The sequence below is a fragment of the Bacillus cereus group sp. MYBK227-1 genome, assembly GCF_051916325.1.
In the GTDB taxonomy this organism is placed as follows: Bacteria; Bacillota; Bacilli; order Bacillales; family Bacillaceae_G; genus Bacillus_A; species Bacillus_A cereus.
Window position 1 is genome coordinate 181,535 of record NZ_JBQAGK010000004.1, and the last position, 23,910, is coordinate 205,444.

A 23,910-nucleotide genomic window follows, 5' to 3' on the forward strand; every position below is an offset into this window, starting at 1 on the left:
AAAAATATATATAAATATATAATTTTAACAAAATTCATTTCAAAAGGGTGGTAATTCAAATTGAATTTAGGACTAATTGTCGGTATTCTGCTAATACTTGTTTTTGTATGGGTTATAATATCAGGGATTCGTAACGGAGACGCTACTATCTCACAAATGTTTGGAAGTGTAATTTGTATTTTTGTATTAATTTGGCTAACTAAAGGTTGCGTACCTATATCAAAAGAATCGTATGAAGAACAAATTGTATCTAATGTTGAAGGCTTCCAACATGATGCTATACAATTTCAAAAAGCTATTGAAAACTCCTTTAACTACTATGAAAAGGGTAATGTAGTGTATTCGAAAGAAGAAGCAAATACTATATTAACAGATATACTTAATATTCAGGACACTGTAAAAAATCTAGAAGAATCACAAAAAGAAATCAAAAAGATGAAAATACCTGATGAATACAATTCCGCCCATACAGATTTGGAAATAGCTACGCGTTACCTTGTATTAGCAGCAAAAGCTATTAGTTTGTTTAAAGAAACAAACGACCCTGAAGCTCTAAATAAGGCACATGAGTACCTTAATCAGTACAGTGCCAACATAGAAACCGCAGTTATTGAGTTTAAAAAAGTAAATGATATAGATATTATTAAAAAATAACACATATTAAAACGATTATGTTCTCTAATTTGTGGGCGGAAAATACAAGGAAGAGAAAAAGATATACTTTATTGAAGAATTAATGTGTTATAAATAGCTTAAATTGTTACCCTGGGACTAGGTATATAACCCAAGACAAGATCTCAGTTGGTAGCATAATTTTTTATGTGTAGGTTCATGTAAAAAGAGAAGAGGGAACATAAAGAGATAAATTTCTAAATTGTATCTAATATCTCAAAAAGCTTTTTAATAGTCTTATCAGTTTCTGAAATAATAAAGGATACGAATTTTGTTCGTATCCTTTATTGTTATTTGTAAGTTTAGTTTTGAATTAAATCTTTTTGATTTTAGAGAATTATTTATTCATATTACTATTTCAAGTAATATGAAATGTATTTTATTCGGCATGTGTGTGCATATATTGAATGTTTACGTATTTAATTGGTTATTTAATATGATCTGATAATTTGGATATTCTTTTAATAATTGGAGGTCTCCAATTATATAAAATTCTTTCTTAGCGCGTGTGATTGCAACATTTAAAATATTGGGTTCCTTACACGCCCATTCTGCAGCGGTTTTCTTCGTATAATCTGTACCTGTAATGAAGAAAACCACTTCTGCTTCTTTCCCTTGAAATGTATGAACGGTTCCAATATTGTCACTTACCCAATCTTTATACCAATCATTTTCTTGTTGTGCAATATTTATTAATAGTTTTCGATATGCTTCGGCAGCTTCATCAATACCATCATGACGTAATTCTCGTTTTAATGTGTTTAGTAGTAGCGTCCAACAATTGTCTTTTCTTTTTAAGAATTTTATTGTTTCGTTTTTAACAGCCGTAAAAGGCGTAATAATGTAGATGGAAGGTGGTTTTAATTTTTCATCTGCAATTAATGTTAAAAGGTTTTCAAATTCTTCCAAGCGTAGCTGTGGGCTGTACGAAATAAATTGTTTGAATAATTCTTGGAGAGATAGTACGTCTAGCTCTGTTGAAGTTTCTGGCTGTGCCATAAAGTGTTCATAAAACAATTCTTTTAATACCATTGCTGGTTCGTTTCCAGCAAGTTCCCACATTTTCATTAATAGCTGGTATTGAATCCTTTGTTTCCAATACACTTCTAATTTTTGTTCAAGCTCTACTGCTTGTTCTTTAACAAATTGTTGAGTACTTACCTTCCCTTTAACATCATACCACTCACTTTTTCCTATTCCTTCGTTTCCTAATACCATTTTTCCACCGTAAGCTAATTCATTGGCCATTGAAAACATAGGCTCTAAGCAGCGACGATGTACCCAAAGTGGCATACCAATCCATCGATTATCTTGGACAAAAGAACCTTTATAATTGCTGCGATCTGCTACAGATTGAACAGAACACTTGATACCTAATATGTCTTCCTTAAGTTTATAAATTTTACGTAGATCTTCTAACATCGTATTGTCTGTTGTAACCACAGGCTCGATTTGCAGCGGATCACCTACAACCATTACTTTCTGTGAGCGCCATAAAGCTCCGACTGCTTGTGAGGGTACAGCTTGACCAGCTTCATCAATCATTAAATAGGGTATAAAGTCTTTGTCAATACCGCGATACATCGATGCAAAGCTTGCAAAAGTTGTACTCACAACAGGGAAGAAACAGTGGACAGTATGCCACATTATATGAAGCTTTTCAATCGATTCCTTTTGGTTTAAATCTAATGTGTTTTTCTTTTCTAATATAGATAATGCCGCACGTAATTTTTCACCATGAATGAGAATAAAGTGATTTAATACATGAATTGCCTTTATAAATAATTTTGAGCGCTTAATGTTTAAATTATCTGTTTGAAATAATACACTTTGCTGACGTTTTTCGTAATTTGAAACGTTCCAAAAGTCATCTGTCGACTGTAGTAGTGTTTCATCTGCTTCTTTACGTCCTTCCATCATTTGTAAGATGGCATATTTCTCTGCTTCTACCTCATTTTTTAATTGAATGAATTCATCACAAATTGTTTTCCAATTTTCTTTTGCTTCATCACGAGCTGCTTTTGATTTATTCCATTCAGTCATTACACTGAATTTACGATTTAGTAATTGTTGTGCTGCCTTTTTAATATTAGAACTGTTACCAAGTGCTACTGAAAATAGTCCCCAGCTATCCTGACTAATCATTTTTTTTGCTGTTTTTGGGGCGTATTGATAAGTCATTAATTCTTCTAAAAAGCATCCATCAACTTTCTTTTGTTGAGGTAATTCTTTTGAAATATTTTCAACTGCGCCATTATTACTTGATGCAACGACTATTGCATGTTTTGTAATGGATGGTGCAATTTCATAAATAAAACGCTCTACTTCTTCATTTTCTTTAAATAGATGCGGAATTTTTTCTTTAAGGCTCGTTTTCGTTATCATGTCATTAACGTTGTCTCTAAATCGAGTCATTGCATCTGCTTTCTTTACAACAATTTCAGCAAATATATCTTGTAATAGTGTTGTTTTACCTGTACCTGGTGGACCATTTACCGAGCTGACAGGAGTATTTGATACGAAAAATTCATTTACAGCTACCTGTTGCATTAATGATAATCGATGCTTAATTGGCGAAGGCCATCTTCCTAAGGGAAGGCGATCTGGATGTAGAATATATTCGATGTATTCACGGTTTTCATTAATATCTTGCCGGTTTGCTGCTGGTGTTAGAAATGTTGCTAGTGTATCGTTTAAATCATTTTTCGCGTACAGTAAGTCCTCTGTAAAGAAGCTATTAAATTTCATATTTTCTTCATCTTGTTCTTGTTTTAAGATACACTCTAATACATAAATTTCTGAACGTGGTAAAGTTCCAAAAAATTGTTTGAACTGTTTGTTGAATTCATCTAACCATTGATCATTGAAGAGACCGCCATTAATTGCATTTGCTTGTGTATTTAAAAGGTATTTATGCTCATTATACAATTGCATAAAGTCTACATCCTGTAGTCCACCATGCTCTTCCATTAATTTAATATAGAGCTGTAAATAGGGGATGAAAAGTGATTCATCAATGTATTTACCATCTTTGTCAAATTCTACATAATAGCTAAAACAGATTGTAAAAGAGGGATTAATAATCTCTTCTTTCACTTTATGTAAATAGCGTTGATACTGAGTTAATTCATGTTCGTAATATACATTGCCATAAAAACCAAAGCGTTTCTGAATTTGCTCTGATTTTAATTCAAGTTGCTGCCAAATTTGTGGAAACTCTATTGTTTCCGCATCTTTGAATAGTGAAAACTTTTTTACATAACTTTCTTTTTTTAAATATTTTTTTGCTATAGGCTCTTTTAAATATTTCGTTTGAATTTGTCCTGGTGCTAATGTTTCCAAGTGCCACCATGCTTCAATTATTTCTTCTGGTTTACTCATAACTACAATCCTTTATTTGTATTTGTTAAATATATTATATAAATAAATAGTGTTTTTTGGAAAGATAATAGTAATAATTTACTTACAGATATAAAGAAGAATATTGGTTTTGATTCTAATAACACAGAAAATCGAAAGAATGTGTTACATATGAATTTATCTAAAAATCAAATTTTGAATGGGTCGCCCAGAACCGAGAAAACTTATTCAGTTGTACGAAAAGCATTGGAAATAGTTGGTCCAGAGTTAAATCACCAGTTGTTCATAAGGAATCGATATATACCAGCGATATACAGAGGAGAAGTAAATTTAATTTTGTACATCCCATCAATTGTACTTGTTTGATTCACTAAGTAAAAGAAAATATGTTATGATTTAATAGATAGAGGATGGAGGTAATTTTATTGGCATATACTTTACATACTAGGATTATTAATTCTTTTTTAGAGCAAGGAGAAACAATAAATCAAGTTCAAATTACTATTGAGGAAGTAGACAATACTATTCTTAGGAAGAACATAATCAATGAAGTATCACAAAATATGGATGTAAATGTTTTTACTGCTACTATAGAAGAATTTATTGATAATTTACAAGAGGAATTTCCAAGTGCATCTATTAAAGTTGTAGATGAAAATAAATCCCTTATATTAAATGAAGAAAGTGAAGATATACTCGCTAGTAAAGATTTTATAGTGAGATTTAAATTTTTAAGTAGATAAGTACTAGAGTGAAATGGTAGCTAAGTTGTATTTGCTACCATTTATTTTTTATAAATTATAATGTTGTTACGAAAAGATAATGAAAGTTTGATTATAATAGTAGAATTATATTTGTATCATGATTTAAAATAAAGAATAAGAAATATAGGGATTGTTTTCTTCTATCGACTAATGTATCAGGAGAAGCAGAATTATGCTTTCTTAAGTAGTTGAAAATATTTGAGACTAGGTACAACAATAGTAAGGGGTTTAGAAGAGGATATGGTATAAATTAGAGATGATTATTTGAATTTAAGTTTTTAAAGTTAAATTGATACACTTGTTCTATTTTATATTTATGTCTGATAAATTCGATTAAAAATGATATCGTAAAAAAATTAGAAAAGAGTATGGAAAAAAAGCGATAGGTTATGTCAATTTAAAGAATTTTCTGTTATAATTAAATAAACTCATTACTTGTGTGAGGCTTCGCTCCCGAAGTCTGGCGGGGCCTTGGGTACTCGTACTTTCCTAGCGAAAATTGTAAGAAAGGGAGTGGTGCTTATGAACAAAGTAACTAATTGTTTTGAAGGAATCGATATAAACTTAGGTTTTGTCGTACTGAAATTCAGCAAGCCAAATGTATCTGAGGTAACCATTGCTAGGGAGTCTCGCAGAAATAATGAGTAAGTTAGAGTCGCATTAGCGGCTTTTTTATTTTATATAATTTTTTATGGCTAAACTTTAATTAGAGTAAATATTTTTCGTGTAGTTACTATGAAATTGCTCTTGGGGTTTAAAGCAGAGATAGCTAGTGGAGATAATTTATTATCCTAACTTAGAAACTTACGAAATACATGAGAATACAGGTTCAAGGTCCTCAAATGGACTATTATACAAATTAGTTTTTCTATATGGAATATTTTTGAATTATATCAGGGCGAAGACTTTACCGTTGCTATAGATTGTATTGATGATAGGGTTATATTTAAAACATCAAATGAAAAACAACCATTAAGACTTATTAATTGAAAACGAAGGAGTCTACTACCAGAAATGTTGAATTAATAAGTTTAACAAATAAAGATGTATTTTTGAAACTGGATGATCATATAAAAAAACGCCATCCAAAGATGACGTTTAAAAGATTACCTATCACAATTCATAATATATAAAGCAAGTTCTTAAGTGAAGTTTAACCAATTTCAAATCTTTTTTTAGGATCAGGTTTTAGTGGGTATAAAATCACCCACTTATGCTCTTCTTGATTTAATGAAAATAACGCCTTTTTCAAGGGCAGTCTTAATTCTTGGAGAGCAACGTTGTTTATCTTAGATCTTTTGAAAAAAGTCGTTTCTCACTATATCTCTAAATTCTAGTTATTAATTGATTAGTTATATATTCAATTCGTTGAGATCCAATATCGGGCGTTTGATTTGGTTCAAGTAACTCAGGTCTATCAAGGTCTGACGGTGAAGGGATCGTATGGTAACTATCTACAAGCCATTGGCAGTAAGGGTGAGGAACATGCGATCCACCTGATAGATAGTTTTCATAAATTTGTCCAGGTGCTAATTTTGATGAACAATGTGTTGCCTTTGCGAGCCTATTTTGACTCTGTGGTAATGGTGCAAAATTCCTTAGAGTCTCTCCTTCATCGCCTTGAGCACTTCCTAAAAGACTTTGAGGAATAAGATGGTCTATATGGAAATGTATAGATGAACGTCCGAAAGCTATCGGATTAAATGGGTTGACAGAACCGTGATGCGGTAACAGCATGGCATTAAATATACGCTTTGCTTTATTCTTATCAACTTTATTTAATGTTGATTGAAGCCAGAGACGGTCTAATTGTTGAGTTACTGATCGATTAATAAATTGTCTAGAAATGGCATCTGCAATATTTGAAAGAGATGCAGTTAAAGTACCGTCAACTATCTTTTCAGCAAATGTTCTTGTTCGACCAATCGTGCCATCAATTAGAACCCTATAGCTTGCAATTAGTAACGAATGTAAATCTGAGTTTTCATTATTTCCTCCCGTTAAAAAGGAAGGTCTAGGAGCACCAGCATGAATATTCTGTATATAGTAGTACGATAATAATATTGCGAAAGGTATATTTCCACATTCCTTAATTTCTTGGAAATACCCATTGGTTTGTACTGGATTCTTAAATGTTTGTACGAAGTCTAGAAAGTCATCTACTTCAGATCGAAGTAGGGTTCCACCCCAAGATGGAAATACCCGACTGCCATTGCGTCTTAATGACCTCAATATTACGTTTACAAAAGGTAAAAGGCTTGTATCAGGTTTATCGTTATTAGTAAATATAGCTGTAAAATCATTCTCTACATCATCAATATCGATTGCAGACCATCCTGATGAAGAGCCTTTTTCAATGATTAATGCACGTAATAGATCAACCGGTCCTAGGTCAACCCTAACTGTGTTAATCCCTAGGAATGTGTTCATTATATCTATAGGAGCACTAAAATTAAAATAGATATCTACAGCTACTTGCCTGTTTAAAAAAGTATTTTGAACTAGGTCGGCCAGCTGAGATCCTTGACCATTTTGTAATTTCTCATTAATATAGCCCTCTACCTTTTCTCTAAGACTTCTATATTGGTTGGCTATCGCGTTTCTAGGGTGATTAAGTAACTCATGGTCATTATGTAAATAAACAGGAGCTAATGCAAATACTCTTGCTAAGAGATTAGGGAAGTGCTGTGAATCAGTAGAATGAAAAGGAGCACCAGTACTAAAAATCTTTGAATGCAATATAGCTAGAATCATTGTACCAACGGAAAAACGTTGTAGCCCATCTACTAATATTAAGTAATTACCTGCTTGGAGATTTTGAAACTGACCTGTATGAGGGAATTGAGCTAGAATGACATTTCCCAATAGTATAGAAGGAGAACCAAGGAATTCTTCTACATTTTCGATATCCCAAGAAATTCCCCTCTGGTATCTAGGGATTTCAACCCACTCATGTACACCTAAATTTGAGATTGCTTGGGTATTAGCGCCGTTGTGTGGAATTAAGGCTTTATTAGTAACATATTCATAAAACGGTGGGACTGGACCACTTCTTTGTACTGGCATTGGATTACACTCCTTATTAATCTTTTTATAAAACATAAGTATATTTTAACATTAATATTTATAACTTTACATTATTTTCTATAGTTTTCCTTTATTCTACATATTGATTAATGAAAGTATATTAGTTGAATCTTAGTAGCCGACCAGTTATCTTACACCTGGAACGCAGTGAAGAATTATTATGTTATAATAATTACAACACTGGAATATAGGTAACACCATGGATATTGCGAGTTGTAGGTCTTTTTGAATGTGTTTGTATTACTTTAGATATAAATATTAAATTCCACCTTTAGGAAAAAAGGTTTTAAAATGTATAGCAACGCCTCTAATTAGTACATTTGAAAGGGAATACGTACTACATTATCGCAAGAAACTCCTATTTAAAGATTTGCTAACTTAATGAAAAAGCAACCAGCTCTGTAATAGATCTGGTTGCTTAGTATAAAGTATATTCATTTCATGTTGTTCTATTTAAATTGCTAGTAAAATGTCAGTAAAGATTCTCATGGCTAGGAGATTTTCTTCGAGTTAATGTCCGTGCTAATAAAATTAGAGTCTAGTTATTGGCTCTCTATTTTTTAGGGGAGTTATTAAACTTTTTATCTAGTGCCTTAAATATTTTCAGACCTAATTTTTCGAGCATTTCGAATATATTACCCATTTCTGAAGCGGACATTACTATTTTCATGTCTAATTCATAAGGTTCTTCAACAAAATACTGTTCTTTTCCTTTATGTTTTTCTAAAAAACGTTCATTAATAACTCCTTTGTTATGAACAAGTATATTTCTTATTGAGGTGATTTCAACTAAAGCTCCTATAATCTCAGGTGGGAATTCGAAATTAACATTAAATTCTTTTTCTATATAACTAATCATTTCAGCAAGATTGTTATAAGATAATGCTATAATTTTTTCTTTAATTATTTTTTCTTTAAGTAAATCTAAAGAGTCATATTGGAGTAATTGGTTTAATTCAATTTTTTCCTTTTTTTGAAAAACATGATGTGGATAATTATTGAATAAAAATTCTAATATTTCTTTTAAAAAGTCTTCTAGGACACTAACAAAATTTTTAAACGTATTCTCGCTACATATTGTATGGAGTGATTGATCACTCTCGCGATCGTTCAATATTTTTATGTAATCTGAATTTGTAATATTATTACTTTCTCGCCCTAAATCGATAAAAACATCTGGATTATTCTGTATAAATCCTAGATTAATAAAGGAATTAATAGTCTCGTATGTTTTTATATTAATTATAAAATTTTTGTACTCTCTGGACAAAAAATATAAATAGTTGTCCTGGATAATTTCCAAAGCGTCTTCTACGTATTTTCCCATACCTATCTTCATGCCTTTCCATATTTTTGTGTTAAGTATATCAAATGAGGAAATAAAATTCCTCAAAAAAAAAGAATCCTTCATTTAGTTTTTTTCTTTTTATAATTTCGGATAATTCTCTAGTAGCGTCTATTTCAAAATGATTGGCCACTTTAGCGAGAGTTTTAATATTGCTTCTTTTAATACTTCCTTTGCACATTTTATTTGCTGTAGAAGGACTTATTACCTTTAGCATTTCAACCAGCTTGTTTTGATTTATCTTATTCTCTGTTAGTACATTTTTTATAACAGGAAGCATAACTTTGCATAAAATGCAGGTTTATGCTTCCTTTTTTGTTGTGCAAGGATATGCTTCCCTAGAGTTATTTTTTTACTTAATTAATAAATTTGTAATATATAATATACGGATTTTAAATTTCATAAGGTATAGGGATTTAAATATGTGTTTTAATTGAGTTGTTTTTCAAAATTAGTTTATGAAAAATTGAAGTATGAAAAAAATTAGATAGTTGATTTTTAGGAAGGACAATATCTGGTTTTATATACAGATTTGAAAAATTAATAAAAGGAAAAGGAATATAATTCCTAATAAATTTTGATATAATTAATTAGGAATAAAAATGCGTGTATATTCTAATATTATAGTAGATTTTCAATTGATGGAAAATTAAAGGTGGTTTTGAATTGGAAAAGAAATATTTTTTAAAAGATACAGCTTTAAATAATAAAGAGGATGATGCATTTCACCATCATGATTATGTGAAGAACATTAAAAAATTAATTGATGAACATAATCCTCCTTTTAACATTGCTTTAATTGGTAAATGGGGGGTAGGGAAATCCTCCATAATAAATTTATTGAAAAAAGAACTTCATAATAAATCTGAGTATAAAATTCATGAAATTAATGCATGGAAGTATGAAAATGACTCTTTAAAAAAGGCCTTTTTAAAAAATTTATGGAAAACATTAAATGAAGATCAATCTGATAGTATTTGGAAACAGTTTGGAGAAAGCCTTCGTCAATATTTTATGGATGTAAATGTCAATGATAAGACACATAGTATTAAGGGAGTTATAAAGGATTTATTACCAGTACTAGGTGTGTTAGGATTTATATTTTTAGCTTCATCCTCCCTTTTCGCACTAGTATTTTTAATCTGGGATGCAATTAATGCAATTTTTACGGAGAATACTTTTAAAGAAAATGTAATGGAATCATTCAAAGATTTTAAAAAAAATATGTGGGTCCCTATTATAATTACGCCACTTTATAAGATGGTGCAAGATTTCGTGAAATCTTCTATTCAGCATAAAGCTGCAGATATTAAAGTACTTAAACCGATTGAAACAGCTGATGAGTATGAAGATTTATTTAAAGAAGAAATCAAAAAGTATAAAGAAAAGCATCCTGATTTTCGTAAATTGATAGTTATAGTTGATGATTTAGATAGGCTAAGTCCTAAGAAAGTTGTAGCAGCTTTAGATGCTATTAAAGCTTTTGTGGATGTAGACGAATGTATTTTTATTGTAACTTGTGACGAAAATATTTTAATTCGAGCATTAGAAAAAGAAAAGCTAAATAAATCTGCGGAGTATATTGACGGTGAATTATTTTTAGATAAGCTGTTTCACTTTAGAATGCCCTTACCACCAATTATAGAGAGTGATATGAAGCAATATGCATCAGAGTTGGTAAGGCAAGAAGCACCTGGTTTAATTGAACTTTGTGACGAAAATTTTGAAGAGATTGTGGATATTCTTATTCATGCTGAAGTATCAACACCTAGGCAGGTCAAGAAATTATTAAATACTTTTACTAATAATCTTCTGATAGCAAAAGCTAGAGAAGATAATGGAAGAAAGTTGGAGAACAGCCTCTTGACGGGGGGACAGGGGTTAAGGTTTTTAGCTAAGTTATCTGTCATACAATCGGATTATAATGATGTATATTTAAATCTTATGAATGATTTTGATTTTCTAGATGATTTATTGTCTTTTTATCATGCTCAAGACCAAAATGAAAAGACTGTGAAATCAACAATAAAGATGTTATTTGATAAAAAAAGTGAAGTTTATAGGTTGAAATCTGATTATGAAGGAATTATAAACTTTTTAATTAGAACACAACATATTACTATCGAAAATATAGCCCCGTTTATTTATCTGGGACAAGATGCTATTGGTTTAAAAGCTGGTGATGAAAAACAACGTAATATTCGTAAAAATTTAGTAAGTGGAAATGAAAAGGGCATTATTTCTATATTAGAGCAAGAACAGCAACCAGAGAACATTACACAAGTAGTAATTGAGGAAGTGAAAAATTCAAAAGAAAAAGAATTATCATCAGTATTAAAAGTTGCATATCAATTAATTAATCATGTCCCTAGTATATTAAAGAGAGAGCTTGCAAATACAATTATATATAAACTTACTATACATGGAATGAATCAAGTAAGATTTTGGCAGATTGAATCACAAAATTTATTAGATGTTTATATGATAGCTGATAATAAAATTGAAGCTGAAAAACCTTTAGTATTTACAATTGATAGTCTCTTTAATAGAGATACTAACTGGAAAAAAATTTCCGGTAAAGAAATGAACGATAAGGAATTTATTAAACAAATAACGAATCTTTTAGATTATTTTCTTACAGAGAATGAAAAGTTACCAGATAGTGTGAAATGGAAAATTAAAAAATTTATTGCTATGAAAGATGAAAATTATAATTTTTATCCATTTATAGAGCTATTGCATCTATATAAGAAAAATTCAAATCTATTTGTGGAATACTTTGATATTGATTTTTATATTCAACTTATTTCTTATATGGAAGAAGCAGATGATGACGAACTAGATGAAGCTACTAATGTATTCTTAGAAGTGTCGCCTCTTATAAGAAGTAGCCACATAGAAGAATTTATTCATACAATTTCTGTAGTAATTGATATTGCTGATAACTCTCTATTACTAAATATATTGGATCTTTTAGAGCCGGTAAGTCACCATATAGATGAGATATCGGGAGCGAATATTGTGTATTCACTTTCGGATATCAATTTTGAAAATACCATAAGTATATCTAGATTGATAAGAAAGATTAGATTTAATTTTGATTGTGTTGAGAAATTGAAGGAGAGATTAGATACTTTTATTTACAATCAGCTTGATCAAAAAAATAAGTCTATTTTAGAGGAAATGTCATTATTAATTGAACATATTGTAGTATTAGAAAAAGATAACTTTAAGGCGTTAAATAAAGTATCTGATTTCTTAATAACTCAAACATTTAGTACATCTTTATACGATAAAATAATTGAGCGAGTGAACAAATACTTTACTGATTCACAAAGAACAGCACTCTTTAATAGTATAACAAATACAATTTCTAATAATTATGTTAATATTGATGACATTGATAGGGTAAATAAATTACTTACTGTACTAAAAAAACAAGAAGAGAATTATGCTTATATTAGAAAATCCATCCATCAGGGGATTGATTACTTAACTTCTAATTCATGGTATCAATATCAAGGTTGGGCGATAGGTTTTTTAAGACTAGTAGGCACTACATCAAATATTATTAATAAAGACTATTTGCAAAGACTTACTGATACACTAATTAGTATTGCAGATAGCTATCCAGATGTGACGATAAAAGGTTTAATGTATGTTGGTAATAATATACCAGAAGAGAGGATTGAAGAATCCTTAAATATAGTAATTTCTAAGGCAATTACAGATTCAAATAAATTAGATGTACTTTACTTCTTGAAATCGGTTAGAGATCAACTTACAGAGGCAAATTATAATTTGTATATTGAATTTTTGATTACTAATATATACTTAGAACCTAAAGGGTTTTTAGATGAACTTTATTCTCAATTCGATTCTATTAGTAAAGCCCAATTTATTGATTTGATTAGAGGAATAGAAAGTATGAAAGATAAACACTCCGAAGATTATGATGATGTTATTAGAAGAGTTGTGAATAAATTTTATACTGGACTAGTAGGAATTGAAGAGAAATATGCACTTTTAGAAGCACTACTGCAAAGCAGTATTTCAGCAGAGACAATTCAAGAAGTATTATTGAATTCAATAAATAAAAATGCCGTTGCTGAGGTCCTAACTTATGCTATAAATCCTAATATTGATTATGGAGACAGAGAACGTCAAAGAAAGTTATTAAAACTATGTGCAAGTCACCATAAAGCACTAAAGAAAAATCATTTGACGAGTTTGATTGTTAATATGATGAGAGAGAAAGATGACGATTATATAAAAGAATTATGTGATATTCTCTTAGTTGATTTTATTGATTTTAAATTTGTTCATGAAAAGCGTCATGTTCATGCCCAAATTGTTCCGACTTTTAGAAGTGTAAATATGGAAACAAAAGAAAAAGTACTTGAATTAGCTAAGTCATATGATATGACAAGAGAGTTTGAAAAAGCAGTTAAAGAAAAAACTGTTTCAGTAGATGAAATTGAATTAATTGAAAGTATATTATTAACACGGAAGAAGCGTTCAGTTTCAGCAAATTCGTAACTGAGAATAGTGGGGAAATAATTTTAGACGTGTAGAAAGTGTTTCGTATATTTGTAAAAAGAAATCTTTCAATAAAGAGAAGGATTTCTTTTTATTTTGAATACTAAATAAAAGATTAAATAGCTTCAAAACAAAATGAGCATAATGGACATTGTAAAATTAAATGATGTCCCATGTTCAATGTTATATGCTTCTATTAATTTTTTTAAAGTATTGAGTAGTGTTAAGGAAGAAATGAATTAAAGCTGATATTTTTAATATAAAAGAAGAGGTTTAGTTTTTTTAGTTCATTACATTAATTAGATGTATAGACGATAAATAGAGATTTGATTACGAGGGAGGGAGATATGTGTACGATTTTACTAATTTAAGTGATGTTGAATTTGAAAAGTTATGTGCAGATATACTAAGTAGAAAATTGGGTGTGAAATTAAGATATTTTGCGCCTGGAAGGGACGGGGGAATTGATTTAGTAGATGATGTTGCAAATAAAAATATAGTGGTACAAGTTAAACATTATGCTAAAAGTAATTTTAATAGCTTGTTAACCTCTTTAAAGAAAGAAGTTGATAAAGTTGAAAAATTGAAACCAACTCAATACTATATATGTGTTTCCCAACAACTTACAGCAGCTAATATAAATGAAATATATAAATTGTTTAAGGGATATATGAAAGATACTTCTAACATAATAACTAGGGATGTCTTGGTTGATTTCTTAGATGAAGATAGTAATCAGGATATACTAAGAAAAAACTTTAAATTATGGTTACTATCAGATAAATTGTTGAAAGATATATTTAATAATCAAGTATTCATTGATAGTGCGGTATTATTAGATGACATTAACGAAGAGTTTAAATATTTTGTTCAAACTAAGGTTTTTAATGAAGCGTTAGAAATGTTAAAGAAGCATAGATTGCTGATGCTCTACGGTGCACCGGGGGTTGGGAAATCGATTAATTCAAAAATGTTGGCTGCAGCATTTGTTAAAGAGGATTATATTATTAGGTATACTACTGATGGACAAGTTAGTAATATTAAAAATGTTATATCTGAAAATCCGGATGTAAAAGAAGTTGTACTATTAGATGATTGTCTAGGTCAGTATTACTTCAAATTAAAAGAAGGCCAAGATCAAGAGTTAATATCTTTAATAAAGTATATTAATCAATATGACAACAAGGTTCTTATTTTAAATACTAGAGTTACAATTTTAAATGAGGCTAAAAGATCTAGATTAGAATTTAGACGTTATCTAAACAAAGGAAAAGTCCCTTTAAAGACTATTGATATGGAAAATATTTTATCAGAAGAAAAAGCTGAAATCTTTTACAATCATTTATTAAAAAATAAAATACCAAAAGCGTATTACGACGCACTGAGGGTAAATAGAAAGTATAGAAGTATAATTAATCATAAGAATTATAATCCACGTATAATTGAATTTGTTACTGAAGAGTATAGATATAGTGAAGTTGATTCGCAAGGTTATTATCAATATATCTTAAAAAACTTAAATTATCCTAATGATGTATGGGCAGATGAATTTGAAGAAAAGCTAGAAGAACTAGATAGAATATTTATGTATACTCTTTTTTCGTTAACAGATACATATGTGGATAGGGATGTTTTAGAAGAATGTTTTATATTTCGATTGAATAAAGAAGGGCGTGCACGAAGTACAATTGATTATTTTTCTGTAGTGGAAGCTAGGTTGACTAAATCATTAGTTAGGATTTTAGATGACTATGGTTTAAAGAAGATAGGTGTACTAAACCCTTCTATAAATGACTATATGGATAGTCATATTTACTCGAATAAAATAGGTCTCAGTGCAATTAAAGAATCTATTGTATATATAGAGCAACTAGAAAAAATGTATGAAAAAAAAGATAAGGAAGAAATATTAATTAGTAAATTGAAATCAGGAGATTTCATAAAGCTAAAAAGCTTAGGGAATAAAAAAATATCATATTTATTTTGTGGTGTAGCTAAATATCAAATTCTTAATGATTGTTATAAACCAATTATAGAAAGTAATTTCAATAAATTTGATGAAAATTTAAGTTTCTTTGATGATAAGTTGAAAAAGAAAGATCTTGTAGTTAAGTTTTTAAAAGAAAAACCATTATATGATTTTTATGAGATTGGTGAGAATTTAAAAGATGAAAAATTTAGGGATGATTACATAGGAGGCTTAAATTTCGAAGAAATATTAGAAGTTCTATCTTTGATAAAAAATGAAAAACTGTTACTTCCTGAATTGGCAGAAACATTAGTTTCAAATTTGCTTGAGGAACTTGATTATTACTTAAGTGACCTTGACGTCTATGATTATATAGATGGTATTGAAGGTTTTGAAGTTTTTTATGATTTAATGCCGTCAGGGGAAGATGAAGAGAAAATTGATGAGGAAATACAAAAGCTTTGTTCGAATGTTAGAAAAGATATTGGTGAGGAAATTAGAAATCAGGTAGATAAAACGATAGGTTTTGAAATAATCAAAGAGAAGCTAGAAAGAATGATGGATGAATATATATCTGAAGACAAAATGACGGAGGCATTAAATCAACACTTTTATCCGGAAATGGATTATGATGATTATGATGAAGATAGACGAGGATTTGATTTAGGAGACGCTGATGCAATCGATGTAATATTTGATAGAGAGTATCCAGAAGAATAAGTGAATAGTAAGTTATTTAGTTTATTGGAAATTTAGGTTGGAAGCTTACTTATTTAATAAATTTCAATCAAAGTTTGTTGAAAGATATAAATATCCTTATTATGAAAAAGCTTAGCTTTGAACTTAATGGGGAGATTCCAGGTATAAAAAAGAACTAGGGTGTTACATTCAGAAACGCACTTCTCTTGCTGTAAGTATACAAGATGGACAAACAATAAAATTCGAAAAAGATTATGAAATGAGCATAATTAGTTGAGAGTTAGTGAAGTAATTAAATTTAATGAACACCCATATCAAATTGAAGTGACCCCCGAAAAGGGGACACCAATCAAAACACCTAAACCACTTGTTCCCTAAATTCTTTAGGGGATAGGAGGTTTAATTTTTCTTGAATTCGCACACAATTGTAGTAATGAATGTATTCTAGCACAATCTTTCGCACAGTTGTGTTGGATACTTTTGTTATCTTTTGTGAATAGAAAGCTTCACTTTTTAAATGACCAAAGAAGCTTTCCATGACGGCATTATCATGGCAATTTCCTCTCCAGGACATGCTGGTGATCATGCCGTTTTCTTTGGCATACGCTTGAAATTCTTTTGCTGTATAAATACTTACTTGATCTGAGTGAAGAAGGACATCTTTTACTTTTCGCCCTCTCATTGCTTGTTTTAATGTCTTCATCGCTAATGTCAGTGTTTGTGATTCGCCGATGACACAACTAATAATTTCACGATTAAAGGCATCCATAATCGTTGATAAATACAAGGTACGCTCTCCAAATAAGAGATACGTCACATCCGTAAACCACTTTTCATTTGGTCTGGATACATCGAATTGGCGCTCCAATCGATGAGGGCCTACCATTGGCTCCGCACCATTGATATATTTCTTTTTCTTTCGACGTACTTTTGAAAGAATGTGATTTTGTCTCATGATTCGTAATACTTTTTTATGATTGACACACAGTCCCATTTTTCGAAGAGTAGCGGTCACTCTTCGATATCCATACCGGAATTTATGCCTAAGACAAACGTCCTTTACTTTCTCTTCTATACCATCTTTCAAATCTTCCGTTCGTTGTAACCAACGATAAAATGTGGAACGGGGTAATTCTAATACGTTACACAATTCTTTTACCTTTATTTTTGTTTTTACATTTTCCCATAAAGCAACTACAGTTTCTGGTTTCAGCCCCTTTCGATTTCCAGATACTTTCCCCATACAAGTAATTTTGTTTTTAGATGTTTATTTTCTAAACGTAGCTGTTCTAATTCACTGAGCTCTTTTGGTCCTTTTCCATAAGAATATTGTTTTCCTACAGGTTGTTGAAAACGATACGTTTGATCTGTACGATACCATTTCATCCATGTCTTAATTTGGGAAACATTTTTAATTCCGAGTTTCTCCATAATTGTACGATTTGAATAGCCGTCTTTCTTCATTTCAATCACTTTCCACTTTGTTTCTTCTGGGTAATGAACTCTTGTCTTCAAACGAAAAACACCTCCAATGAATTTGCATACTTAGTATGCGAATTCATTGGAGGTGTTTTTTTCATGTACCACTATTCGGGTTCACTTCACTATCAAGGGGTTTTTCATATGACCCCGGAGAGATTCGAACTCAAGACCTCCACCCTGTCAAGGTGGAGGTCCTTTTGATATATTAATCTTTTTTCTGTATTATAAATTCCCAAAACTTCTTTAATTCCTCTCGCTTTTGGGGAGAGGAACTTTTAATAGCTGTAAACCATTTCTCTAATTCTGTATCATGTACTTCCGTACTATCTTTTGCAATGAATCCTATTTCTTCTAATAAGGATTTAGTACTTATATTCATGGCGTTTGATATCTTTTCTATTACTAATAGTGTTGGTTCTACTGGTTTTCCAGTTCTGGAATCTACGCCTTTTTCAAGTTTGTCTATATAAGTATGGCTAACATCACATTTTTGAGCAAAATCGCGCAAGGATAGCTTATTTGTTAAACGATAATTTTTAATAATTTCACCAAGAGTTTTCTTCATGTGTAATCCTCCTAGTACAATTGTAAACAATAATTTACAAAAAGAAACCAAAATACAGAAAAAATATGTAAAACATTGTTGACGATTAAGTAAACTATGGTTTACAATTGTTTTGTAATCAAATGAATACAAGAATGAAGGGGATTGGAGAAATGAATAAGATAGCTGAGTTGAGGAAAGAAAAGCTAATGTCACAGGAAACGTTAGCAGCACTTGCAGGGTTATCCCGCACCTACATCTCTGAAATAGAGAATAATAAAAAACAACCCAATGTTAAGTTAGCTATAAAAATAGCTGTAATTTTGGGAACAAACGTGGAATCTATTTTCGGGCCCAACTGTAAACTATAGTTTACAGTTGGTGAGGAGAATTTAATTACCTTATATAGCAGCTACATCATAGTCTACATAATTTAATTAACGGTAAAAAATACGGAGAAGGAAGTGTTCAATATGAATATGAAAACATTTGAAATGCGTGAAAAACGATTAGCGGAACTATTAGGTGCAAAAGTACTATGGGAATTTATAAGTGCTGTCACAGAGGAGATTGAAAAACAAGAATTAGAGTCTACACCAGGTTTACTAGAAGACCTATTCATACATGTGAAAGAAACCATTCAAATTCAAAATATGAATCAACGTATAACAAAAGTCCCTGTAAAAACAGAGGCTGAAGGTATAAATAAAGATACATTATTTATGGAAGCATATGTAGAGTTAATCAATCATAAGTTTGTTATTTCTGAATTAGCTGTAGAGCTTTCGTCTGTTCTAAAAGAATTAAATTGTTTTGTTCAATCATCTTTGCCACAGCTTCAAAGTGAGCTTGATTCTACAGAACCTCAATCTGCTTCTCTTTAGGGAGTGATTGAAGTATTTCTTTTCTTTCTTAACACTCGTATATGATATTTCCAGAGTATTGGATTAATTTATTATATAGTATGGATAGGAGGAAATGGATTTTTATAGTTTACAGTGGATTCCATTTTTCCGGTCGCTGCCGTTTGATAGAAATAAGAGAATAATTTTCGGAAAGTAATATGAGATCATTGTAAATAATTTAAAAGAAAAATATTTTGTATCATTATGAAATTTTCCGATTCAGGTAGATACAGAGTATTTAAAAACGTTTAAATTGTAGTTTGTAGTGCTATGTATGCCTAAGAAAGTGACAACGCAAGATATGGTGTGTCATACCAACATAGAATTTTTAGTATCAATAAAAAAGAGCTGTATACCTGTTGGGATAAGGCCCTACGGGAACAGCTCATATGTAACGAGATTGAACTTATGAAGGAAATGTAATAAATAACTAAAGAATTGAAATCTTATTACAGGATTTTAAAAGAGACATGTTAATGGGAGTTAAATTGGTTCAAGTGGCCATTGAAATTTACGTACGACAATGTCGTTATAATGATCTATCCACAGAGTGCTCCCACCTTCGAGCTGAACGTGGAAAAGGACTTCTAATTCTGCCCAAATACTTATACCAGGAAATATTTGGTTTAGGGTTACTAATGGCATAGGTTGAGATCCAGTGAATCGGTGCTCCTTAAATTTATTAGAGCCTTCTAAGAAAATGAGTGTCTGAACTTCAGAGTTTGTGCCAATTATTTTCCTATTATCAGCTCCAGGTGGAGCAAAGACATGCTGATAGATAGTTTGTCTTTTAGTCATCCAGCATTTACTCCATTGATCACCACTGAATAAACCTCCAGCAGTTGTAGACCCAAGTATTCCACCAAATAACTCAATTCTAGGAGCAGAACGCCATGGACCACGATCTGGTCGTGGAACCCGGTTTGATTGGAGCTCATAGCGAGACGTAACTCCGAATTGAAGTTTGAGCAGCGAGCCACCATTATAAGTTTTCATACCTTTGAAATGAAAGCCATCTGGCTTTGATTCCGCGGTATAGGGAGCATTAACTAAAAAGTTTGAATTTGCCCACCAAAAATTCGTATCCTGTCGATCTGGGACAAGATTCATATCATCACAACCTTTCCGCATTAATATATGATGGCAGCACATAATTCATAACTTTATACATAGGAAAAACGTACTACATTACGGCTAGTCCGACTTATGTAAATATACGTTAGTAGACGTAGAAAAGACCGCTTATTACAGGCGGTCGATTTTTTATCATTTTAGCAAAGAAGACTCCTTCCTCAAGGAGCGTGAAGGGTCACAGCCCAGTGAGTTAGGTGGGAGATGAATTGGCTTCGAACAAGGGATGGCAGGAAGCCATCTTAATTGTTCGACATACATAAAGTGTTACTTCACCAACTACCGAATGTACGTTTGGTGTATAATAGTCATATACCGAAATGGAGGTGAATCAAATGATAATTAATAAAGCCTATAAGTTTCGTATCTATCCAAATCAAGCACAAGCAATTCTAATTAACAAAACGATAGGTTGTTCTCGCTTTGTATTCAATCATTTCCTCACGCATATAAAGAAACTGGGAAAGGTTTAACATATGGTACATGCTCTGCCAAACTTCCTGCCATGAAGAAAGAATTTGTTTGGCTAAAAGAAGTGGATAGTATTGCGATTCAGTCGTCTGTTCGCAACCTTGCGGATGCGTATACACGCTTTTTCAAAAAACAAAACAGCGCACCGCACTTTAAATCTAAGAAGAACAACGTACAATCTTATACCACAAAACAAACAAATGAAAACATTGCCGTTGTAGGGAACAAAATAAAGTTGCCGAAACTAGGCCTTGTTCGATTTGCCAAAAGTTGTGAAGTAGAGGGGCGTATTGTCAATACTACAGTTAGACGGAACCCTTCTGGTAGATATTTTGTGTCACTATTAGTTGAAACAGAAGTACAAGAACTTCCGAAAACAGATTCTTACATTGGAATAGATGTAGGACTAAAAGATTTCGTTATTTTGTCAGATGGAACACACTATGAAAATCCGAAGTTTTTCCGATCATTAGAAAATAAGTTGGCGAAAGCACAGCGTGCGCTTTCTAGAAGAATGAAAGGATCTTCTCGCTGGAATAAACAACGAGTAAAGGTAGCTAGAATTCATGAATACATATCAAATACTAGAAAAGATTACTTGGACAAAATTTCAACTGAAATCATCAAAAACCACGATGTTATCGGTATAGAGGATTTGCAAGTATCCAATATGTTAAAGAATCATAAGTTAGCAAAAGTAATTAGTGAGGTATCTTGGTCACAATTTCGATCAATGTTGGAATACAAAGCAAAATGGTATGGCAAACAAGTCATTGTCGTATCAAAAACATTTGCTTCCAGCCAATTATGTTCTTGTTGTGGATATCAAAATAAAGACGTTAAAAATCTAAACCTACGTGAATGGGACTGTCCTTCTTGTCGTACACACCATGATAGGGATATTAACGCAAGTATCAATCTAAAGAATGAAGCGATAAGGCTTCTAACCGCAAGGACTGCGGGGTTAGCCTAATCAATTAGAGTTCGATAGAACTCTTTACTTAGGAATCCCTCATTTCTAAACGAATTGAAAGTGGGGGTAGTTCAATAATACGTATTAACCAGGATCACCTGGAATATGTGGATCGCCTGGATACCTCGTAAACTGCCCGTTCAACACCGTATTCCCCTGCTGAATTACACCTGCGAAATTAATGCCCCATGTGTTTATGGAAATAGGAGAGTGAGGATCGGTAGGAGCGAAAGGGTCTTCTGGTCGGTAAGGATCACCTGGAAGAGTCACTCGAACTACATACGTAGGGTCTTGCGGTATATGCGGGTCTCCTGGCCGAAACACCCTTACGCTAAACAATTGACGAGGTGGAATCGTAAATGTTACCGGACCAATAAACGGGACTACTCCTTCGGGCTCGCAATAGATGCAACCATCGTCGCCGTTGCGCGTAGTAGCATCTGACCCGTTACCGTTATTGTCATCGTTAATTAGTTCACCACAAAGATATCCATATGAAGGGTATACATCACCATCGCAAGTATCTTGGTAATTTTGTACCGCTATAGTTACGGTTTGTGGTTCGTCGGTTTGATTAAGCGCGGACACTTGGATGAAATCGGTGTCTGCATTACGGAATAAAGGGCCGGATGTGAACGTATGATAGCGTGGATGGCAGTTACATTCGCAGTTGCATTTCTGGTGGTGGTTACGTTTCTTCCAATAGCAATTTTTAGACCGATCGTAATAGTAGTTTGACATATTATTACGTACCTCCTTTTAGTACATGCTATGCGGAGGGGAGGGGGAGGATTGGGTCATGCGGCAGTGGATTTAAGAGGAAAGATGAATAGAGATGAATAAGAAAACCGCCTATTACGGGCGGTCGAATTTTTAAATAGCTCGATTTCTTTTTATTTTTGCCTTTATGTATTTTATATTTTTAATAGTCTTATGAATCATCATAGGTATTAGAATGATCATTATAATACAATAGAATACATTCCAAGCGGTACCAATATATGTATCGTTTAGTCCTTTTATATTTAGCCAGTAATCCACTACCATCCCACCGAATAAAAGTGATAAACATAACGTGCTGGCATCTTTTTCTTTATTCCCAAGAAACATAATGAAAAACATGAAAAAGAGAGCAATAGGTGTATTGATATCATCAAAAATCATCATAGCACTTGCCACCTTTCAAATAAGAATATTGATACTAATTACATTCCATTATACGCAGGAGATTCCCAGTATTCTGTAACGACTTTAGGTGTATTTTTATAATCAAAGTGATCGAATGTAATTTTATTAAAGTCATCACGAGTTATTTGTATTTTTATAAACGGATCACTAGATTTATTGTCATTTGTATCAGTCAGTTCATTCACTTTAATTAATATATTGTAATATAATTATAACAAATAAAAGGATATTATGGGAGTGTGAATTGTTTTTTATGGACAAATTTGTAAGGAATAATGCGAGATAACAAAATTTTATACTTCGAATAGCTTGAATTTAGACCTCCTATCTCTTCACATGGTTCCCGACGTCAGAAAAATTTCATCAAAAAGCTGGCCTTATTCAGCATTCTACTCATCTTCTATTATAGTCACGAATAATTCCCTAATATCGTTTTTTTAAAATAATCCGATACTTTGGCTAGTGTTTCAATATTGATCTTTTTAATATCTCCATTGCTCATTCCATTTACTGTAGAAGGATTCATTACTTTTAGTATTTGAACCAGCTTGTTTTGATTGATCTTATTCTCTATTAATACATTTTTTAATTTAAATTTTATTCTCTTCATTAACCTTGGCGGCTAAATAATTGCATAAAAATAACACTCTATCCGTTGATAGAACGCCATTTAATCGTCTCAGTATAACCTCGGAGAGGATCGAACTCATGGCCTTCATCCTGTCAAGGAGTCAATGGAAGTCGGCATTATTTACGGATACCGTCATATCAATGTTTGTGG

The 23,910-nt window shown here is 31.6% G+C and carries 18 protein-coding genes and 1 pseudogene; 8 read left to right on the plus strand and 11 right to left on the minus strand.

The window, feature by feature from the left end; translation table 11 throughout:
* Nucleotides 1-60 precede the first annotated feature (60 nt).
* Nucleotides 61-654, plus strand: coding sequence for a hypothetical protein (locus ACTFRM_RS19955; protein WP_324657034.1), 594 nt, complete (start codon nucleotides 61-63; stop codon nucleotides 652-654).
* 429 nt (nucleotides 655-1,083) lie between these two features.
* On the opposite strand, the gene ACTFRM_RS19960 is transcribed toward ACTFRM_RS19955, so the two are convergent.
* Nucleotides 1,084-4,053: an AAA domain-containing protein gene (locus tag ACTFRM_RS19960; RefSeq protein ID WP_440043509.1), complete on the minus strand. Its 2,970-nt coding sequence runs from the start codon at nucleotides 4,051-4,053 to the stop codon at nucleotides 1,084-1,086.
* A 389-nt stretch (nucleotides 4,054-4,442) separates the two neighbouring features.
* Here ACTFRM_RS19960 and ACTFRM_RS19965 point away from each other — a divergent pair, with 389 nt between their 5' ends.
* The gene (locus tag ACTFRM_RS19965; RefSeq protein WP_440043511.1) at nucleotides 4,443-4,775 is read left to right on the plus strand and encodes a hypothetical protein; all 333 of its coding nucleotides are present in this window, start codon (nucleotides 4,443-4,445) and stop codon (nucleotides 4,773-4,775) included.
* Nucleotides 4,776-5,318: 543 nt separating this feature from the next.
* Nucleotides 5,319-5,444 (plus strand): hypothetical protein, encoded by a 126-nt coding sequence (locus ACTFRM_RS19970; protein WP_255291092.1) that lies wholly within the window; start codon nucleotides 5,319-5,321, stop codon nucleotides 5,442-5,444.
* A 678-nt stretch (nucleotides 5,445-6,122) separates the two neighbouring features.
* Here ACTFRM_RS19970 and ACTFRM_RS19975 read toward each other — a convergent pair.
* From ACTFRM_RS19975 to ACTFRM_RS19985, 3 genes are all read right to left on the minus strand, one after another.
* Nucleotides 6,123-7,862, minus strand: a complete 1,740-nt coding sequence (locus ACTFRM_RS19975) for a GmrSD restriction endonuclease domain-containing protein (protein ID WP_440043512.1) — start codon at nucleotides 7,860-7,862, stop codon at nucleotides 6,123-6,125.
* A gap of 574 nt (nucleotides 7,863-8,436) precedes the next feature.
* Entirely contained in the window at nucleotides 8,437-9,222 is a 786-nt protein-coding gene (locus ACTFRM_RS19980; RefSeq protein WP_440043513.1) for a hypothetical protein, read from the minus strand.
* A gap of 28 nt (nucleotides 9,223-9,250) precedes the next feature.
* The gene (locus tag ACTFRM_RS19985; RefSeq protein WP_440043514.1) at nucleotides 9,251-9,508 is read right to left on the minus strand and encodes a helix-turn-helix domain-containing protein; all 258 of its coding nucleotides are present in this window, start codon (nucleotides 9,506-9,508) and stop codon (nucleotides 9,251-9,253) included.
* Between the two features lie 386 nt (nucleotides 9,509-9,894).
* On the opposite strand from ACTFRM_RS19985, the gene ACTFRM_RS19990 reads away from it, so the two are divergent.
* On the plus strand, nucleotides 9,895-13,767 hold the full coding sequence (locus ACTFRM_RS19990) for a KAP family P-loop NTPase fold protein (protein WP_440043515.1): 3,873 nt from the start codon (nucleotides 9,895-9,897) through the stop codon (nucleotides 13,765-13,767).
* Between the two features lie 349 nt (nucleotides 13,768-14,116).
* The gene (locus ACTFRM_RS19995; RefSeq protein ID WP_440043516.1) at nucleotides 14,117-16,456 is read left to right on the plus strand and encodes a restriction endonuclease; all 2,340 of its coding nucleotides are present in this window, start codon (nucleotides 14,117-14,119) and stop codon (nucleotides 16,454-16,456) included.
* Nucleotides 16,457-16,793: 337 nt separating this feature from the next.
* Here the strand turns inward: ACTFRM_RS19995 and ACTFRM_RS20000 are convergent.
* Together ACTFRM_RS20000 and ACTFRM_RS20005 are read right to left on the minus strand one after the other, a co-directional pair.
* Nucleotides 16,794-17,950, minus strand: a protein-coding gene (locus ACTFRM_RS20000; RefSeq protein WP_440043517.1) for an IS3 family transposase whose coding sequence is annotated in 2 segments (ribosomal slippage) — nucleotides 16,794-17,698 and nucleotides 17,698-17,950 — 1,158 coding nt in all. Because the reading frame shifts where the segments join, the coding sequence is not laid out codon by codon here.
* Between the two features lie 172 nt (nucleotides 17,951-18,122).
* Nucleotides 18,123-18,482 carry a helix-turn-helix domain-containing protein gene (locus tag ACTFRM_RS20005; protein WP_440043519.1) on the minus strand — a complete coding sequence of 120 codons (360 nt, stop codon included), beginning with the start codon at nucleotides 18,480-18,482 and terminating at the stop codon, nucleotides 18,123-18,125.
* Nucleotides 18,483-18,634: 152 nt separating this feature from the next.
* On the opposite strand from ACTFRM_RS20005, the gene ACTFRM_RS20010 reads away from it, so the two are divergent.
* Entirely contained in the window at nucleotides 18,635-18,832 is a 198-nt protein-coding gene (locus tag ACTFRM_RS20010) for a helix-turn-helix transcriptional regulator (RefSeq protein ID WP_440043520.1), read from the plus strand.
* A gap of 102 nt (nucleotides 18,833-18,934) precedes the next feature.
* Complete coding sequence (locus ACTFRM_RS20015; protein WP_440043521.1) at nucleotides 18,935-19,345, plus strand: hypothetical protein; 411 nt, start codon at nucleotides 18,935-18,937, stop codon at nucleotides 19,343-19,345.
* A gap of 504 nt (nucleotides 19,346-19,849) precedes the next feature.
* On the opposite strand, the gene ACTFRM_RS20020 is transcribed toward ACTFRM_RS20015, so the two are convergent.
* The gene (locus tag ACTFRM_RS20020; RefSeq protein WP_440043522.1) at nucleotides 19,850-20,476 is read right to left on the minus strand and encodes a hypothetical protein; all 627 of its coding nucleotides are present in this window, start codon (nucleotides 20,474-20,476) and stop codon (nucleotides 19,850-19,852) included.
* Between the two features lie 356 nt (nucleotides 20,477-20,832).
* Between ACTFRM_RS20020 and tnpB the strand changes: the two are divergent.
* Nucleotides 20,833-21,941: pseudogene (tnpB, locus tag ACTFRM_RS20025) on the plus strand (IS200/IS605 family element RNA-guided endonuclease TnpB).
* 84 nt (nucleotides 21,942-22,025) lie between these two features.
* Here tnpB and ACTFRM_RS20030 read toward each other — a convergent pair.
* The 4 genes from ACTFRM_RS20030 to ACTFRM_RS20045 form a co-directional block, all read right to left on the minus strand.
* Nucleotides 22,026-22,529, minus strand: coding sequence for a sodium:proton exchanger (locus ACTFRM_RS20030; RefSeq protein ID WP_325851786.1), 504 nt, complete (start codon nucleotides 22,527-22,529; stop codon nucleotides 22,026-22,028).
* A 285-nt stretch (nucleotides 22,530-22,814) separates the two neighbouring features.
* Nucleotides 22,815-23,108 carry a hypothetical protein gene (locus ACTFRM_RS20035; RefSeq protein ID WP_086389373.1) on the minus strand — a complete coding sequence of 98 codons (294 nt, stop codon included), beginning with the start codon at nucleotides 23,106-23,108 and terminating at the stop codon, nucleotides 22,815-22,817.
* Between the two features lie 38 nt (nucleotides 23,109-23,146).
* Nucleotides 23,147-23,314 (minus strand): hypothetical protein, encoded by a 168-nt coding sequence (locus ACTFRM_RS20040; protein ID WP_325851787.1) that lies wholly within the window; start codon nucleotides 23,312-23,314, stop codon nucleotides 23,147-23,149.
* 224 nt (nucleotides 23,315-23,538) lie between these two features.
* On the minus strand, nucleotides 23,539-23,739 hold the full coding sequence (locus ACTFRM_RS20045) for a helix-turn-helix domain-containing protein (RefSeq protein WP_440043524.1): 201 nt from the start codon (nucleotides 23,737-23,739) through the stop codon (nucleotides 23,539-23,541).
* Nucleotides 23,740-23,910: the final 171 nt, after the last annotated feature.